This is a genomic window from Psychrobacter sp. Ps4 (genome assembly GCF_022129285.1).
Classification (GTDB): Bacteria; Pseudomonadota; Gammaproteobacteria; order Pseudomonadales; family Moraxellaceae; genus Psychrobacter; species Psychrobacter immobilis_A.
Genome location: NZ_JADQAK010000024.1, coordinates 7327 through 25473, shown reverse-complemented (window position 1 = coordinate 25473; position 18147 = coordinate 7327). Strand labels below are relative to the sequence as shown.

At 40.2% G+C, this 18147-nt stretch carries 15 protein-coding genes; 13 read left to right on the top strand and 2 right to left on the bottom strand.

All coding sequences use genetic code 11. The annotated features are described in order from the left end of the window. Both I3252_RS12420 and I3252_RS12415 read left to right on the top strand, forming a co-directional pair. A complete protein-coding gene (locus I3252_RS12420) occupies window positions 1-1275 on the top strand; it encodes a low temperature requirement protein A (protein WP_238035418.1) in 1275 nt (424 codons plus the stop codon). 87 nt (window positions 1276-1362) lie between these two features. After that, window positions 1363-1527, top strand: coding sequence for an MliC family protein (locus I3252_RS12415; RefSeq protein WP_201600270.1), 165 nt, complete (start codon window positions 1363-1365; stop codon window positions 1525-1527). Window positions 1528-2591: 1064 nt separating this feature from the next. Here I3252_RS12415 and I3252_RS12410 read toward each other — a convergent pair. Further along, window positions 2592-3317 (bottom strand): GntR family transcriptional regulator, encoded by a 726-nt coding sequence (locus I3252_RS12410; protein WP_238035445.1) that lies wholly within the window; start codon window positions 3315-3317, stop codon window positions 2592-2594. A gap of 333 nt (window positions 3318-3650) precedes the next feature. Here I3252_RS12410 and I3252_RS12405 point away from each other — a divergent pair, with 333 nt between their 5' ends. The 7 genes from I3252_RS12405 to I3252_RS12375 all read left to right on the top strand — a co-directional run bounded on the left by I3252_RS12405 (window position 3651) and on the right by I3252_RS12375 (window position 12179). After that, window positions 3651-4940: an SLC13 family permease gene (locus I3252_RS12405; protein WP_238035417.1), complete on the top strand. Its 1290-nt coding sequence runs from the start codon at window positions 3651-3653 to the stop codon at window positions 4938-4940. Between the two features lie 503 nt (window positions 4941-5443). Beyond that, window positions 5444-6484 (top strand): tripartite tricarboxylate transporter substrate binding protein, encoded by a 1041-nt coding sequence (locus I3252_RS12400; RefSeq protein ID WP_238035416.1) that lies wholly within the window; start codon window positions 5444-5446, stop codon window positions 6482-6484. A 118-nt stretch (window positions 6485-6602) separates the two neighbouring features. Further along, window positions 6603-7058, top strand: coding sequence for a tripartite tricarboxylate transporter TctB family protein (locus I3252_RS12395; RefSeq protein WP_041753189.1), 456 nt, complete (start codon window positions 6603-6605; stop codon window positions 7056-7058). A 5-nt stretch (window positions 7059-7063) separates the two neighbouring features. Beyond that, the gene (locus I3252_RS12390) at window positions 7064-8566 is read left to right on the top strand and encodes a tripartite tricarboxylate transporter permease (RefSeq protein WP_020443969.1); all 1503 of its coding nucleotides are present in this window, start codon (window positions 7064-7066) and stop codon (window positions 8564-8566) included. 215 nt (window positions 8567-8781) lie between these two features. After that, window positions 8782-9555 carry a sulfite exporter TauE/SafE family protein gene (locus tag I3252_RS12385; protein WP_345945885.1) on the top strand — a complete coding sequence of 258 codons (774 nt, stop codon included), beginning with the start codon at window positions 8782-8784 and terminating at the stop codon, window positions 9553-9555. A 632-nt stretch (window positions 9556-10187) separates the two neighbouring features. Further along, window positions 10188-11174 (top strand): 23S rRNA pseudouridine(2604) synthase RluF, encoded by a 987-nt coding sequence (rluF, locus tag I3252_RS12380; RefSeq protein WP_087814847.1) that lies wholly within the window; start codon window positions 10188-10190, stop codon window positions 11172-11174. A gap of 297 nt (window positions 11175-11471) precedes the next feature. Then, the gene (locus I3252_RS12375; protein ID WP_238035414.1) at window positions 11472-12179 is read left to right on the top strand and encodes a hypothetical protein; all 708 of its coding nucleotides are present in this window, start codon (window positions 11472-11474) and stop codon (window positions 12177-12179) included. A 136-nt stretch (window positions 12180-12315) separates the two neighbouring features. Here I3252_RS12375 and I3252_RS12370 read toward each other — a convergent pair whose 3' ends face one another. Next, window positions 12316-12576: a hypothetical protein gene (locus tag I3252_RS12370; RefSeq protein ID WP_238035413.1), complete on the bottom strand. Its 261-nt coding sequence runs from the start codon at window positions 12574-12576 to the stop codon at window positions 12316-12318. A 540-nt stretch (window positions 12577-13116) separates the two neighbouring features. Between I3252_RS12370 and I3252_RS12365 the strand changes: the two genes are divergently transcribed. From I3252_RS12365 to I3252_RS12350, 4 genes are all read left to right on the top strand, one after another. Then, complete coding sequence (locus I3252_RS12365) at window positions 13117-13506, top strand: hypothetical protein (RefSeq protein WP_238035412.1); 390 nt, start codon at window positions 13117-13119, stop codon at window positions 13504-13506. A 491-nt stretch (window positions 13507-13997) separates the two neighbouring features. Further along, window positions 13998-14588, top strand: a complete 591-nt coding sequence (locus I3252_RS12360; protein WP_238035411.1) for a hypothetical protein — start codon at window positions 13998-14000, stop codon at window positions 14586-14588. 467 nt (window positions 14589-15055) lie between these two features. Then, a complete protein-coding gene (locus tag I3252_RS12355; protein WP_238035410.1) occupies window positions 15056-17359 on the top strand; it encodes a TonB-dependent receptor in 2304 nt (767 codons plus the stop codon). An 88-nt stretch (window positions 17360-17447) separates the two neighbouring features. Continuing rightward, window positions 17448-18147, top strand: a 700-nt coding sequence (locus I3252_RS12350; protein ID WP_238035409.1) for a sulfite exporter TauE/SafE family protein, incomplete at its 3' end; no start/stop codon positions are given.

Genomic DNA, 18147 nt, shown 5'->3' with positions numbered 1-18147 from the left:
ATGAACACTATACCTGCTCTCAATAAGATAAGTGCCCGCGATTCCAATGAGCCATATCGGGCATCAACAACGCTTGAGTTATTATTTGATCTAGTCTATGTAATTGCTGTTTCAGCAGCCGCAAGCGGGCTACATCATCGTTTGCTTGAGCATGACTTTTTAGGGTTTTTGACCTTTATCATCGCCTTCTTTATTTTATGGAATGCTTGGACGAGCTTCACATGGTTTGCTTCCGGCTACGATCCTGACGATTGGTACTATCGTCTTTCAGTATTGCTGCAAATGTTTGGCTCATTAATGATTGCCGCCAATATCAATCAGTTTTTTGAACAAGGGCTAACATGGATAGGAGTCACTGGTTACGGGATCATGCGATTGGCCAGCTGTAGCCAGTGGTGGCGTGTTTATCAGCAAGTTGAAGGTCACAAACGGGTGGCTGGTCGCAGTATTATTGGCTTACTAACGCTACAAAGTGTTTGGATACTTTGGTTGTTTCTACCTGCTTCGATACAAACGCCTGCGTTATTTTTATTTATAGCCGCTGAATTACTGATGCCAATATGGGCGCGTGCCGCACAGAACATCAATTGGCATCCTCATCACATGGCTGAACGTTATGGCCTGTTGACCATTATTGTTTTAGGCGAAGGCGTGCTAGGAGTTAGTAATAGCATTCGAACCTTTTTAGTCAATTCCGAGTCTGCTGCTAGCGCCATTATATTATTAGGTTCAAGCCTTGTTGCATTGGTTTTTGCCTTATGGTGGCTCTACTTCACTATCCCGTTTGGTACTATTTTGGACAATGAGCGTCGCCGTTATGATTTATTCTTATTTGGCTATGGGCACTTTTTTGTTTTCGCTACGCTTGCAGCGTTAGGCAGCGCGCTTAATTTAGTGACCGATGCTTGGGCAAATACTCTAAATAGTACGGTCACTCAGCCTTATGCTATGGGATTATTGATGATCATGCTATTTGGCTTTTTAGTAACCCTAACCTTACTTCGAGCCTTAATGTGCCGCAAATCAAGTCACAATATGACGGCTCTTATTCTTGCCACCTTTATTATTTTGCTGAGCTATATCACAGTAGCGCAAGGGCTATCGATTACTTATGGTATTTGGCTAAGCCTGCTCGCGCCTATAATAATGACGTGGTACTTTCATCAAGATAACAAGCAATGGCAAGCAATGGCAAGCCTAAGCTCTAATTTAATATTGCACGATAACAATGACTTGCAGAAAAACTCTAGTTTGCATTATCATAATTTTTTTTAATTATTTGACTTCCAACCTAATATTTATCTATAAGGATTATTATGAAAAACTAATGGCTGCGGCTCCTATTGTGCTACTAACGCACCTATGACTAGCACTGATCAAACAACTATTATGTCCTGTCAGGATAATGGTCAAATTGCCAATCTAAATGTGACGTTGCCTAAAGTGGGTATAAATAATAAAAAACTCACCTTGAATCAAGCAGTTTCAGCTTCTGGTGCTCGTTATGTTAATAGCCCTGACCCTTAGATGAGCTATGATTGGCATACCAAAGCAAACTATGGTGTCATGAACGTAAACATGGCAAACGGTCAGACATATAGTGTCAACTGTAAAATATAAGTATTGATATTAGTGCTATAGTCAGTCCACAATAAAATTAGTACAGCCCATATCATGAAACAGTTTAGACAGATCGTTCTCCATCCAGCTTTGGCGTAGAAACTTTGCTTGTGCCCATTTTTTCTCGATGGGATTTAAATCAGGGCTGTAAGGTGGCAACCATAGAATACGATGGCCATTTCTGTTTAGTAGCTTTTGAATGCATTTGCTTTTATGAAATCTAGCATTATCCATAATAATCACGCATTTAGTCTTAAGGCTTGGGATAAGCGTGTGTTTGCACCAGTGATAAAATATATTGCTATTGATATTCTGCTCAAAGTAATCAAGCGCAAACAGCATTTTTTCATAGAGCGTACCAATAATATTAGTACGCTTTCTTGCTTGCCAGTTATAGCGATCAATACAAGTTTTACCAATAGGTGCATATCCGTAAGGTCTTATGCTTACAGCCTCAAAGCCACTTTAATCCATATGAATAATGGGGAAGCCTTACTGCGTAAAGCTATCAAGCTTATTCTGATATATCGCACTTTTTATTGGACAAGTTTTTGGATGCTCTAAGGTCTTTTTTTGACTGATTCCAAGACGCTTTAAAGCAGTGTGCATACCTGTCTTACTACCGTTAAAGCGCCTAGCCCGTTCATACAGATAATCATCAGGATATTATTCAACGTCTTTTAAAGAGTGCTTCATTCGGTATTTTAGTTGGTGGTTTATCCCTAGTTTTTTTGAGAGCCAACTTCTGTGCCAGCTACGAATGGTGATGGTACTCAGGTGATAGCCGCTTCTCTTATCGTCATGCTTTTTTTAATGCTATGCATTACTTGCTTGCGAAATTCGATTCAGTAATACATCGTTCCTCTAATTAAATAAAGTTGTTATAAAGACTGTATCAGTTTTACATATTATTAATTGCATAATCCCTTTTCAAATAATCTGAATGAGTTGACCACTACTTTGATAGACCGCTAAATAATATTAATCTCATAACTGAATTTTTCTGCCAGTCCATATGATTCTCTATATTCGATAGGATCGCCTTCTAGATTCTTCGCAATGCGGCATACCTTAACTAAGTTTTCTTGCTTATTGTTGCCCAGATAATCATCACTGTGATCGGTTATAAAATACAGCGTCTCTACGGCAGACGACACAAACTGGCCACACTTTGTATAGTAAAACGGATAGAGAAGATTCTCGAAATCTTCAGGATTTAAGGTTGCAAAAGCTTGGAAGCGACTCTTAGGTAACCAAATCTTTTCACTTAACAATACTCTGTCTTCAACCATACGCGTACGTTCTATATAAATAAGCGCTTTGTTTTTACCTATATTTAGTTTTTTATTAATGTCATCAATACCGTCTATAACCATGATTTTTTTAATTATGCCCGTCGGTGTGACATAGCGAGCATCTTTATCACGAAACTTAAAAAACCTTAATAATGAGCTTGCAAAATCTGGACGTTTTAAGAAGGTGCCTCTGCCTTGCTGCTTTATTAACACCCCATCTTCTACCAATTTTTCGACCGCTTTTCGGACAGTTCCTACAGATACTTCATACTTATCTGCAAACTCCTGCTCCGTTGGTAAGGGTGTATTTTCATCCCACTTACTCTCTGTCAGTAACGTCTGTATATGCCATCGCACTTGTTCATAACGTAGCATTTTAAACTCTTTGAAATTATTTAGCATTTTTTTCACCACAGTGGAAAGGTTTTTATTAATTGGCTCAATCTTGTCAAGCGCCGTTATTGTTCTACAAGGAAGTATATGTCTGGTCATACTACCTTAAGCCTTAAGTAAATTTTATATGTAACGCTGCAACTGACCTATAAATTGGTGATCAATTTCATCTAGTTAGTGTGACCTTTTTTGCTATCATTCTACTCAACTAAATGCGCTTTTAAGACTTATGAGATTGTCTAGTCTAAAAAGCTATTTTCGATATTATTGTAATGCTCTTTACTCTGTAAAAACTGTTATGGTTTTTTATAGAATTCATACAGTTAAGGTCAAGGAGTAGTCGTGACTCTTTATATTCTAGCCGCCATCGTGATATGTATCATTTTGGGCTATACCACTAAGATTAATATTGGTCTATTTGCTATTGCATTTTCATATCTGATCGGTTGTTTCGGTATGGGAATGAAGGCACATGAAATTGTTGAGCTATGGCCTCTCAAAATTTTCTTTGTTATTTTTGCGGTGACTCTTTTCTATAACTTTCCCCTAGCTAACGGTGCTTTAGAGAAGCTATCCAATCATTTAATCTATAAGTGCCGTCACTTTCCCGAATTCCTACCTTTAGTCATTTTCCTTGTGGCCACGATTATTGCGGGCTTAGGGGCTGGTTATTATACGGTCTTAGCGACGATGGCACCGATGATCCTGCTGTTGTCTAAACGCACTAACTTGAATCTTGTCATTGCTACTTTATCGGTGAACTATGGTGCCTTAGCGGGTGCTAACTTTATCACCTCACAAAGCGGTGTTATTTTTAGAGAGCTGATGCGCGGCGCAGGCGTCGCAAATGATAATACCTTTACTTATGTGTTAGGGATATTCGCTGTCACTTTTATAATGCCTATGATTGTATTGGGTGCTTATAGCTTTATCAATGCCAAAAATAGCAAAATAGCGATTCAGACGACCATACCAGAATCCTTTGACAGTAAGCAAAAACAGTCTCTTGTGCTGATTTTTATTATGATGGCTATTGTACTTATCGTGCCCATTTTAAATCTACTCATGCCACAAGTATCAGCAATTCAATTTTTGAACGCTCGGATTGACATTGGTTTTATCGCCATATTTTTTGCTTTAGTGAGCTTATTTTTAAAATTAGGCGATGAAAAAGCAGTGATTGCTTTAATACCTTGGAATACCCTCATTATGATTTGTGGTGTTGGTATGTTGATCAGCCTCGGAGTAGAAATAGGCGTTATTTACGAGCTGACAGAATGGCTAAGTACCAATGTGCCTATCTGGATGATACCGATTTTAGTCTTCGTTATTAGCGCCATTATGTCAATATTTGCTAGTACCCTCGGGGTAGTCGCCCCTACTTTATTCCCTATGGTACTGCCCCTAGCTGTTGCTTCTGGACTAAGCCCTTTATTACTATTTACTTGTATTGTTGTGGGCGCACAAAGCTCATCACTGTCTCCTTTCTCATCAGGAGGTAGTTTAATGTTAGGCGCTTCTCAAGTCGTTATAAACAAAGATAAGCTTTTTAATGCGCTATTATTCAAGGCAGTACCCTTAGATATTGGTATTGGAATACTCGCAATTTTACTTATCCAGCTAATATTTTAACTTCTCATAGGCAAAATATAGTGTGATTTTTTAATATTTTTACACCTGCTTGCTATATTTTGATCCCAATATATCTATTTTTCTCACTAAATTCATAACTTCTCAAATCGTTGTCATAGTCTCGTAATGGTACTGATATCAATATGGTTTTCAGAAAGTCTCAATAATCTCCGCCATCACTAAATCTTTCTATCTATCTGTTTTAGTTAAATTAAATATTTTCTTTCAAAGGTATTCATATCATTTATTCATCCTACATATTGCTATAACAGGAGACCCTATGCCGCCTTCAATTTGATATATTACTATAAAATTCATATATACATACATATGTTTCTTGTTATTTTTAAAATATTCTGTTACTTTTGGCAAGTGATAAATATCTACTGTTACGAAGTTTAGTCATCCCGTTAATCGAGTCTTCACTTCACCTGTAATAACTTTATATTTTAGCCAAAATTCTACTGAATTTTTACTGTAAAAATACACACAAGGAGTGTCGTGTGAAAAAACTATCCTATCTGGCTATTGGCCTGTCTATTCTATCTTTGACCGCTTGTAATAATGCAAACGAAACTGCCAGTACAGATGCGACTGCCGCAGATGCCTCAAGTGAGCTCACTGCCCCTTCACGTCCAGAATGTATTGCGCCTGCCAAACCAGGTGGCGGCTTTGACTTGACTTGTAAACTTGCACAGGCGGGGCTAAGAGATACTGGAATCTTAGAGGATCCAATGCGTGTTACTTATATGCCAGGCGGCGTAGGTGCCGTTGCTTATAACAAGATTGTTGCTAATGATCGCGATAACGGTGACGCTATTATTGCTTTCTCTACTGGCTCTATCCTTAATCTATCGCAAGGTAAATTCGGTAAATTTACTGAAAAAGATGTGAAGTGGTTGGCGGGCGTTGGTACAGATTACGGCGCTATCGCGGTAAATGCTGAATCACCAATCAAAGATCTAGCAGGACTGGTAGCTGAACTAAAATCAAATCCAAAAGCTATCAGTTTTGGTGCTGGTGGTAGTGTTGGTGGTCAAGATTGGATGCAAACAGCCATTTTAGCTAAAGCAGTTGGCGTCAACCCTAGCGATATGACTTATGTCGCCATGGAAGGTGGTGGTGAGGCAATTACAGCGGTTATGGGCAATCATATTACCGTTGTGAGTGCAGGTATTGCTGAGATTATGCCTCAAGCCAATGCTGGTAAATTACGTGTATTAGCCGTATTTTCAGATGACAGGTTGGGCGGTACTATGGCTGATATCCCGACTGCCAAAGAGCAAGGCTATGATGTAACGTGGCCGGTTGTTCGTGGTTATTACATGGGGCCAGATGTGAGTCCTAGCGCTTACAACTGGTGGAAAGAGGCTTTCGATAAAATGCTTGCTGATCCGAAATTCGCTGAAATACGTGAGCAGCAAGAATTGCTACCATTCTCTATGACCGGAGACGAGCTACAAGCATACGTGTATAAGCGTACTGGTGAATTACGTGAATTGTCTGCTGAGTACGGTCTTGTTGACGCAGCACCAACCAAATAGTTACGTTGAGATTTAATAACCTTTAGCAATTGAATATCAAATATTTTGGTATTTCTCAAAGGGCTGGCAGGATATCTATCTGTCAGCCTTTTGCCCCAAAATTCAAGGAATGCTCCTTATGACAATGGAACGTTTGTTTTCCGGGCTGATGGCACTGGTCAGTATATTCTTAATATACTTAGCCATTGGTTATGTTGCCCCTATTGCTTATGACCCAATTGGTCCTCGTCCTTACCCTATTTTAATCTTTTCCCTGCTTGCCTTTGGCTGCTTAGTCGTTGCTTTTCGTCCCGCCAGTTTTACTAAAGCGATTGAATTGGGTTTAAATAAAACGATCATCCGTAATCTTATTTTATGTGCGCTTGCCTTATTGGTCTATGGTCTCATTTTTGAAGTATTGGGCTTTATTCTTGCCACTATTCTGATGTCTTTCGCCGTAGGTTTACTGTTTGCAGGTAATCCTCTCAAGAGTTTTATCTTTTCAGTGTTAATCAGTATTGGCTTATATGTCTTATTTGACCTATTTTTAGATGTCAAATTACCACTCGGATTGTTGTCAGGGATAATAGGATAGCCAATATGGATACTTTTGATTTTTTGATGCATGGCTTTGCTGTTGCATCTACCCCAAAAAACTTACTTCTTGCACTCATCGGAGCTTTTTTAGGTACGATTGTGGGTATGTTGCCGGGTCTCGGTCCTATTAACGGTGTAGCGATATTACTGCCTTTTGCTTTTGCCCTTGGTTTGCCGCCTGAGAGTGCGCTCATTTTGCTAGCAGCCGTTTATCTTGGTTGTGAATATGGTGGTCGTATTTCTGCCATTCTCATTAACGTACCCGGTGATGCCGGCGCCATTATGACGACTTTGGATGGCTATCCATTGGCAAAACAAGGCAAGGCTGGTATTGCACTGTCTTTATCTGCTGTCAGCTCTTTCGTCGGTGCCACTATCGCGACAATCGGCGTGGTGCTATTTGCGCCATTATTAGCCAAATGGGCAATCTCATTTGGACCTGCTGAATATTTTGTACTGATGGTATTTGCTATCACGTGTTTAAGTGGTTTGGTAGGTGATCAGCCAGTTAAAACGGGTATTGCCGCGTTGATTGGTCTTGGTCTAGCAACTGTTGGGGTTGATGCTGTTACTGGTATTTACCGCTTTACCTTTGATTCGGTTAATCTGTCTGATGGCATTCAATTTACTACCATTGTGATTGGTTTCTTTAGTGTGAGTGAAATTCTAATCTTGCTCGAAAAAACCACGACGGGACACAAGGTTATTGAACAAGGTAAGCGCAGTCTATTAAATTTTAAAGAGTTTACTTTTGCTTTTGGAGCCATGCTACGTAGTGGTCTCATGGGCTTTGTCGTTGGTATCTTACCAGGTGCAGGCGCAACGATTGCCAGTGCAATGACTTATGCTAGTGAACGTAAAATCGCTGGTGATACCGGTACTTTTGGTGATGGTGATCTTCGCGGTGTTGCATCGCCAGAAGCAGCTAATAATGCCTCAGCTTGTGGCTCATTTGTGCCAATGTTGACGCTAGGTGTGCCAGGTTCTGGTACGACAGCAGTCATGATGGGTGCGTTGACGTTATATAACATTACACCGGGTCCACAGTTATTTACTGAGCAGCCAGATATCGTATGGGGTCTGATTGCCTCATTATTTATCTGTAACGTGATTTTGCTAATCATGAACATCCCTTTGGTAGGTTTGTTCGCCAAACTGCTTGATGTACCAAACTACATCTTGATACCAGCCATTGCTGCGGTCAGTTTCGTTGGCGTATATTCTATCCATAGCACGACCTTTGACTTGGTATTTATGGTGGCACTTGGTGTCTTCGGTTACTTCTTACGTAAACTAAACTTCCCCTTATCAGCGCTTATTTTGGGCTATGTATTGGGTGAGCTCATGGAGTCTAATTTAAGACGAGCCCTATCTATCTCTCAAGGCGAGCTTAGTATCTTATGGAGCAGCCCTATCACAGTAGTGCTATGGTTGTTGGCTATTTTGATGGTATTCATGCCAGTTATACGTAGTATCTACCGTAGAAAATTTAAGCCTGCTATTTAAGTTTTAGTTACTCTGTTCTCAAAATACTCTCCGGTGGTGGTTATACTCTATGTATGACCACCATTTTTTTAGGAAATAGTTACACCCGATACTTTCAATGAACGCGTTGAAATTGCTAGAGGAATGAAAATGCTACTCTAATAAAACCTCTTATCATTTAGACAGATTTAGTTGACTACTACCACTTGATGTCACTCATGAAATAGGATTTTATAGTGCTCCTTGTTTTAGATTTACTACAATCCATCCCAAGTTGGCATTTAGTAGGCTTGTTTTTCGCTGGCATGGCCGCTTTTATTATCTCTACTATATCGGGTGGTGGCGGTGCTATGTTACTGATACCAGCCACTTCCTGGATGATAGGGACAGCGGTTGCACCACCTGTGATCAATTTGGCTACTTTGATTAGTAATACATCTCGACTATATTTATTCTGGAATGATATTGATTGGTCGTTGACCAAATACTATGTACCAAGTGCCATTGTCGGTGCGTGGTTAGCAGCATTGGTTTTTAGTCGTTTGGATGCAAACTGGATCCAGTTGTTGGTTGGCGTGTTTTTGGTATCTACTATATTCCAATATAAGTTTGGTAAGGTAAATAAAACTTTTGATATGCCAAAAGCAGGTTTTATACCTTTGGGCTTTATGATTGCTTTCATGAGCACATTAGTGGGCGGTCTCGGCCCTATACTTAACCCTTTTTATATGAATGCTGGACTAGAAAAAGAAAACCTTATTGCTACCAAAACGGCTAATTCTTTTTTTGTAGGTATGGTACAAATCGGCAGCTATTCTTTTTTTGGTATATTCACCGTCAAGCTTTGGGTATATGGCATTGTTTTAGGATTAGGTGCCGTTATTGGCAATATCATCGGCAAACGCTTTTTGGCCGGTATGAGTATTAGTCAGTTTAGAATAATGCTACTCATGCTAATGGTTATCAGTGGCATAATAATGATAATAAGAAACCTGAATGTGCTGTTTTAATAAGCCTTTCATTTTTAATAAGCCTTTCATTCGATGCTGTGACTATTTACAGCAAATTTACATAGATAATCGCAGTGAGTTTACATCGCTTATCCTTACCAATTCAGCACATGCACATGATACATTTTTTGAAACGTACTCAGCTTGGTTATCCTTGACCTATGCTGTCAATCCTGTAGAAACTAGCTTGAGAGAGTCTAACTAACCAACTGGACAGTAAAATTCAAACCCCTAGCAAGTTTGTTCACAAGGCAACCTCGTAATTTGTACTACGCCCAGAAGCATCATATTTTTCCAACATCCCCTTCTCTATAAAGTCATTGATACTTCGTAGTACTGGGTCTATAGAACACTTGGTCATCATTGCCCATTTCTTAGTACTCAGCTTGCGATAAAAATCAGTGAATAAAGTATGACCTCTGCCGTCAAATCCGTAGACTTAAACCTGAGATAATATTGATTTTAATAGGTACAAATACGATACTGGATATATTTCTAAGGTTTTGCCCTTCTCTCCCGAAATGGATATTGAATTTCCTATATAATGTGAGCCATCTCTTTGTTGATAACCCCTTTAATTTAGGCTTTTTTCTTAGTAAAAAAATGCTTCTTATCAGGTAAAACGGTGCTTTATGTTTAACGCTTCCTCAACTCGTTTAAATAAATACATCAGCGAAAGCGGTATTTGCTCTAGGCGAGACGCTGACCGCTTTGTTGAACAAGGTAATGTATACATCAATGGCAAGCGTGCTCAAGTAGGCGATCAAGTGGTTGCTGGAGATACGGTAAAAGTCAACGGGCAACTCATTGAGCCGCGAGAGGCGGATGATTTTGTTTTTATTGTCTTGAATAAACCCGTGGGTATTGTGAGCACTACAGAAGCTTCAGAAAAAGATAATATCGTTGATTTCGTTAGACATAGTACACGTATTTTTCCGATTGGACGTTTGGATAAAGACTCTCAAGGTTTAATCTTTTTGACCAGTAATGGTGATCTGGTTAATAAGGTACTTCGTGCTGGTAATAACCACGAGAAAGAATATTTGGTGACGGTGAACAAGCCGATAACAGATAGTTTTATTGAAGGTTTAGCTGGTGGCGTGCCAATGCTTGGGAAGATGACCAAGAAATGCCCAGTTACTAAGGTGGCACCCACGGTGTTTAACATCACGCTAGTGCAGGGTTTAAACCGTCAAATTCGTCGTATGTGTGAGCATTTTGGCTATGAAGTGGTGAAGCTTGAGCGTACACGGATTATGAATGTCAGTCTTAAAGGTACTCCCGTTGGAGATTGGCGAGATTTAACCGAAAAAGAGTTGTCTGTTTTACTTAAGTCCATAGAAAGTTCTTCTTCAGATGCCAGTAATCCGGGCAAGAAATCTCGTAATGCGCCACGAAAAAATGCTCGTACTGATGATTCATCAAAGACAAAAACGTCTTCGAAATCAGCGGGGGCAGCAAAGGGCAACAAGAAACACGCCAAGGATGATGCTAGAAAACCAATGGGTTCTAAAGGTAAAGATAGACGTCCTTTTGGTAATGGCAAGAAGGCTGTGGGCAATGGCAAACCTGCTGCAAATGGTAAGCGCCCTGCAAAAGGTCGAAGTTCTAAGCGGTAGCAGTATCGCGACTATAGATTGATGGTTAATGGTTAACTAATTAAGACAGCTGATAAGAAATACTGCACAAAAAGCCAGACAATTTAAGTTGTCCGGCTTTTTTGTTGCCTGCAGGTTTTCTCAACCAAATATTTTTTATTATAAAGCCAACTCATAACTAGGATGTGTCTTCACGAAGTACCGTTGGTATGGGCGGACTAAAAATAGCAAAGTCTAAGACAGTTAGCAGATGTCATTGTTTAAAAATTCGACTATAGTAGATATCAAATCATACATTTAAAAATTGAGGACAAAATAATGAAGACACTAAGTTTATGTATTGCAGCAGGACTGGGTTTAAGCGCTTGTGCTGGTGGAATGACAGGTAACACGGGTCAAAACAATAATGTCAATGCCATCGTCACTCAATACCCTGTTGAGACTGCCATGCTCAACATCTATACCAAACAACGCAGTGATAAATTAGTTGCAGTTGTCGGCAGTCAAAGCGTGTCAGCAGAGATTCAAGTGACGCCTAAAGGCAGTATGGTATTTAATAATAAGTCTGTACAAGGTACCGAAATAAATACCATCAATAAGATGAATAATCAAATCACCAATCAATCCGTCGCTATCAATTACTTCACCCTGAATCCACTGATATTCCATGGTTTTACAGACGGTACAGGTAAATACTCACTATCTAACCAGACGACCACCATTCCTAAAGTGGCGACGGTGGGCGCTTCTAGTAAGCTACTGACGGAAAATGTCTATGCCGATAGCAGCATGCGTAACAAGATAGGGACTTATAACCAAGACTGGTCTTTGTCGCGTGATACAAATAATACCGCATGGTTCTGCATAGAAACCTCAGGCAATCTATTACTCAGCTTTGACCCTGCAGGCACTTCATCAGAATGCTACAAGATCAATGCCAAAGGCGATATCTTAGCAAGCAAAGTGACACTGAGTCAGCCTAGTAGTAATGGTAGTACTAAGACGGTGACTTTAAACAGTCAGTAGTTATTATCATGGTGACATGCCCTTTATCATATAGCCTTGTTACATAGCTTTCGTCACATAGCATTTATTACATAACAACGAAACAAAAAAATAGCGCCTAATATGGGCGCTATTTTTATATCAGTCAGCTGAACGATTAAGAACGATGTCCATGAATATACTTAGCTTGATATTTGCTTTTTGCTTTGAGATGAGCCGCTGGTTTTTTTGATTGATGCTTTGACACTACTGCCTTTTTCTTAACATGCTGATGTTTATTATCAAACTTTGCATTGACCTTTTGATGCTTCACTTGAGCAACATGATGTTTAGCAATTTGCGGCGCAGCACTTGCTTGGCTAACCATTGTGAAGCAAGCAGTAATGGCTAATATTGAACTTATCATTATTTTTTTCATTATTTTTTCTCGTATAAAGTCATATTAGTTATGAGTTATGGTTGAAACTGCCTTACTCAATATCAAGTAAAGCATTCACGTGATAAAAAGCATCATGATAAAAATTTGCTCTATCGACAACGAGAATGATAAATGATTCAAACGTTAAGTAGATTTATGAAGATTAAAGAAAGGTAACCTTAATGAGGGAAGGTTTCTTAAGTGGTACGCTATAAGCGTCATATTGGCGCTTTTCTAGACGGACAAGTAATAGCGAATGAAAAAATATCTTATATATAGATTAGGATGACTGGCTTTGGCATATTTTTTGTAAAGCGTAGACCTTGTCACGATACTTTCATTTTCACCCTATAAAATGCGTTGATTATTCAAAGCCATTGATGATATGCCGCATCACAATAAAGTCTTTTAAAGAGTGAAGACCAAACTAAGCAGGCTAGATAAGTATTTTGCAAGAGTCGTTGGGGTTGGGATTTTTTTAAAGTAGCCAAACTTATGGTCTTCTGAATAGCAATTTTGAAATAACTGAGAATCGATGTAATGAACCATTACTTATGTTTGACAGATTATGAAAAAAACTTGATTGATAGTGCTTTGCTCATTCTGATGAAAAAAAACATCCAATATAGCGATCAATCAAAAGAAAACTCAGTGCAACAATACTATCAAGATTTTAATCTCACACTTTTTGAGCTATGTGCAAAAATAAAAGCACCTGATTTTGATAAGCAAATGGATTTATCTTCGAAAGAAATCAAAGCAATTAAAAAAGCTCTAACCTCACTGTATAACCGTATCTATCAAAGAACCCTTAAGGACATAGAGGGCAATCAAGAAGATCACTATAAGAGCTGTAAGTTACAGATTATAGAGTTAGAGAGAAAAATCGATATTATCGAGAAAAAAAATATAGAGAGCAATAGTTGTTAAATTGCTCTTTTTTACTGAAAAATTTCACTATTTTTAAGTCGCTAGCACCATCAATATTGGTCGCGTAAAACAAAAAATCGCACTCCGCATTACATTAGCCTATCTTTTCCGCTGGGTTTTATTAGCTCTTTCCCATTTGTTTGGCTATCGTCTAGCTACTTCAGTCATATAGTCTTCTCAGTACAAGATGAATAGGTACAGCAAAGGATAATACGGCAAATTAAGATACGGTAAATTAAAGTACGGCAAATAGCAGGCTGGGCAAATATGACGACGCTGTGACCGATTTCTCTACAATGCCCGATATATCTCTATACAAGACTTGTAAAGAGCATACCCCTTGTCTTAGAATGGCATTGCTAATGATAATGTCTATTTTGTTAAGTATTCTTTCTAAAATGCTTTAAACTGACGTTTTAAGTTAGCACACCTCCTTACTTATAAATGTTACCTATGCATCATCAGCATGCTGGTAATACGATGACCCTATCATGTCTACTAAGCGCCGTAAGCTTGTTTTACGATATTCATCACCGGTAACGATGTGGTTCGGCATGTTGGTCGCATGTTTTGCTTGGATCATGCACATTACGCTGTTGCTCACACCTCTATGGGACGATAATGCCCACTTAGGTCATGGTATCTGTGCAGAGCTTGCACCGATTGTATCGGCAGCTAAGCAGTATGAGCAAATACAGACTGATATTGCGCAAACGAATCACAACATACCCATTGATAGTGCCGCTCGTCATTTACTTCATCATAATGCATCCCTATCTTTAGCATCGCCTGCGACCGTTGAGCCAGTCATAACGGTTGACGCAGCACCTTCGCAAGAAGCTTTATATAGCAAAGATAAGGTTGAAAGCTCTGAATCTAACCCTGATGCCGTAAAATACACTGGCTGTGACCTTTGCACTGCCATGTCTGCGGCACTATTGCCAGTCGCTTTTACACATACTGACTCGGCTTTGATTGAGCTGTCTACTGTCTCAGTCACGTTTTTGTATCGCTCACATACCTACTCTCCTAGTAATTTTTTACGACCCCTCGCACGCGCTCCTCCAGTCATACTCACATAACTATCTACATAATTATCCACATTTATAGTCCAATATTTTTAGGGCGTGTCCTCATTTTAAAAATGGTGATAAACATGAGATAAATTGCTGTCAAACAAGGAAAGTAGCGCAAACAATATCGAGATATTAATAAGCTATTTGATGATGTTTGGCAAAATTTAGCCATTTTTAGCCCATTTAGAAAGTAATCGATTGAATTGAGGACACGCCCTAGAGCATTAGTGACCATGCTCTCAATCAACGAGCTCATTTGACACTCTGATTGAGGCACTTGTATGCGTTTGCCTAAAACATTGCGCTCAAAACTGTGCTCATAATATTGTGCTCAAAATGCTATCTATTTATATCGGAAAATATTCAGTAAACACCTAGTCTAAGTCCATAAATGGCTTGGCTGACATTACAGCTTGGTAAAAACTGAATAACCGATTTCATAAAATATTTTTGCGAATTTCTAGGAAAGTAAGATGTTATCTTCATCAATGAATGCTGTACCTATTTTAAAACTAAGTGTTTTAGCTTTGTCTTTATTGCATATCAGTAGCGCTTATGCGGATTCCACAACCGTAAAGGCGCACATGCCTACTACTGATGATGAGCCACATATTCAATTGCCAGAAATCGTCGTTTATGCGACAGCAGCGGATAAGCGCTCTAGTACCAATGCACTTAGGACAGCCGCCACCCTTGATCAAAAATTTATTAACAGCAAACAACTGGCAAGCAGTGATACGGCCACTATACTGACAAAAATACCCGGTCTAAATGTCCAAAGTGCCGGTGGCATCTCAAACTTGCCCGTGATGAGAGGCTTGGCGGACAACCGTCTGCGTATCTTAGTGGATGGCGTTGACTCAATCGCCTCCTGTCCAAACAGTATGAACTCACCCTTGTCTTATATTGCGCCAAGCGCTATAGACAAGACCACCGTTTATGCAGGTGTGACGCCTGTGAGTGTCGGTGGTAATAGTATTGGCGGCACCATCGTCGTCGAAACAGCAGAGCCTATGTTTTCAACGGATAGCGACATATTAACTTCAGGTGAAATCGGCACATTTTATCGTAGTAACGGTGACGCTTATGGTGCCAATTTATCTACCACAGCGGCAAACGATCAGCTTAGCCTCACCTATAAAGGCAGCTTTGCGCAGGCGGATAATTATAAAGCTGGTGGTGATTTTAAATCTTATACAGAGACAGGGAACGCTGGTAAAACCTTAGCGAAAGACGAAGTTGGTTCAACCGCCTATGAAAGCAAAAACCAGTCAGTAGATGTGGCTTATAAGAATGGCAATCATCTACTACAAGGCACTTATTTGTGGCAAAACGTCCCAAAAGAGCTATATCCAAATCAGCGGATGGATATGCTCGACAATCAGCTTGACCGCATTAATTTGCGCTACAAAAGCGAGTTAAATTGGGGACAGCTAGAAGCACAGGCCTATCATGAAGATGTCGATCACTATATGAACTTTGGGGAAGACAAACAGTTCTTGTACGGTAATGCCAAAGGTATGCCGATGTACACCAGTAGCGAAACCATCGGTGCCAATCTTAAAGGTATTATTGATTTAAGCAACCAAGGCACGCTCAATATAGGTGCTGAATATCAAGACTACACGCTCGATGACACGTGGGCGGCATCTGGCGACGGTATGATGTCGCCAAACGACTTTCAAAATATCAACAATGGTCAGCGTCAGCGCATCGGTATCTATGGCGAATGGGAAAAAGACATCTCGCCTGACTGGAGCACCCAGCTTGGCGCTCGCTATGAAAACGTACGTACCAGTGCTGATGAAGTACATGGCTATCAAATCGATGGTCAAAACAATATGACCAATCAGCTGCGAGATAGCGTTAACTTTAATGCCAGTAACCGCCGAACCACCGATAACAACTTTGATATTACTGCACTCGCACGCTACGACATTGATTCACAAAAAAATCTAGCCTTAGGTCTATCGCACAAAGAGCGCACGCCAAGCTTATATGAGCGCTATACCTGGTCCACTTGGAAAATGGCGGCTATCATGAATAATACCGTTGGTGACGGTAATGGTTATTTTGGTGATCCTAATTTACGCCCAGAAAAATCTAACACCCTATCTGCCACCTTAGACTGGCGCGGTGCTGATGATAGCTGGGGCGTTAAAGCCACTCCTTACTATTCAAAAATTAATGACTATGTCGATGCCGTACAGTGGAACCCCATGGCAAACACAGCAGCTAGCACTCAAACAGCGAATCAATATAATGTGCTGCGCTATACCAACCAAGTTGCTGAGATATATGGCATAGATATCTCAGCCAATCGGGAGCTGGCAGCAAATGCTTGGGGGCACTGGGATATAGTAGGATCGTTAAGCTATACCAAGGGGAAAAATAAAGACAGCGGCTCAGACTTATATAACATCATGCCATTCAATGGCAGTGTTGCCCTGAATCGGGAAAATAACGGTTGGACAAACCAAATCGAAGTGGTGGGCGTCGCGGCTAAAAATGATATCTCAATCCCTCGTAACAAAATTAAAACGGCGGGTTATGGTCTCTTAAATCTCAGTACAGGCTATCAGTTTAAAGAGGTAGCGATTGAGGCTGGTATCGATAACGTATTCGATAAAAACTATGACCTACCTCTAGGGGGCGCATACATGGGTCAAGGCAAAACCATGTCAATGAATGGCGAAATAGGCAACGGTTCTAACTGGGGCACTGCCGTTCCTGGCGCAGGCCGATCATTGTATGTGGGTGTCAACTATAAGTTTTAGGTGTCATTAAGATAGGTCATTAACTGACTAGCATAACGATTAAACCTTCAACGGATTTTATTTATCTTATATTTTAGGAAGCACCTTCATGACTATGGCACTATTAATTGCAGCATTCTTAATGGGATTTTTTGGTTCGCCGCATTGCTTAGGTATGTGTGGTGGTATCGTCACCGCATTCGGACTATCGATGAAAGAAACCAGTCCAGCAAAAAAACGCGGTCTCATTGCAACTTACCATTTGGGGCGCTTACTCAGTTATGCCCTATTGGGCTTAATTGCTGGAATGATTGGCACCACGGTATTAACCCCTCTGATGGTTGGCAATAGCATACCTCGCATTCTACTAGGGTTGGTCTTGGTATTTGTAGGATTAACCATGCTAGGGTTGCCTTTTTTAAACAAGCTTGAACGTCTTGGTATGCATTTTTGGCAAGCTTTATCACCTCTGCGGCAGAAAGTCTTCCCCTTAAACACCTTTCCTCGAGCATTGACGGCAGGTTTATTATGGGGATTTTTACCCTGTGGTCTCGTTTATGGCGCATTACTTATTGCGGTCGTCGGTCATGACCCGCTCACGGGTGCCGTATTAATGTTTGTCTTTGGTCTAGGAACCGTACCCATGCTCGTCGCCACGCACGAAACGGTCAACTGGATGCGCAATCAAATCGGGCGTTTTCGCCTAAGGCAAGTGAATGGCGCAATCATGATGCTATCTGGCTTAGCCGTCATAGCGGTGCCGATGGTCATGGCCAATATGCATGGTGGACACGGGCAAATGAACCATG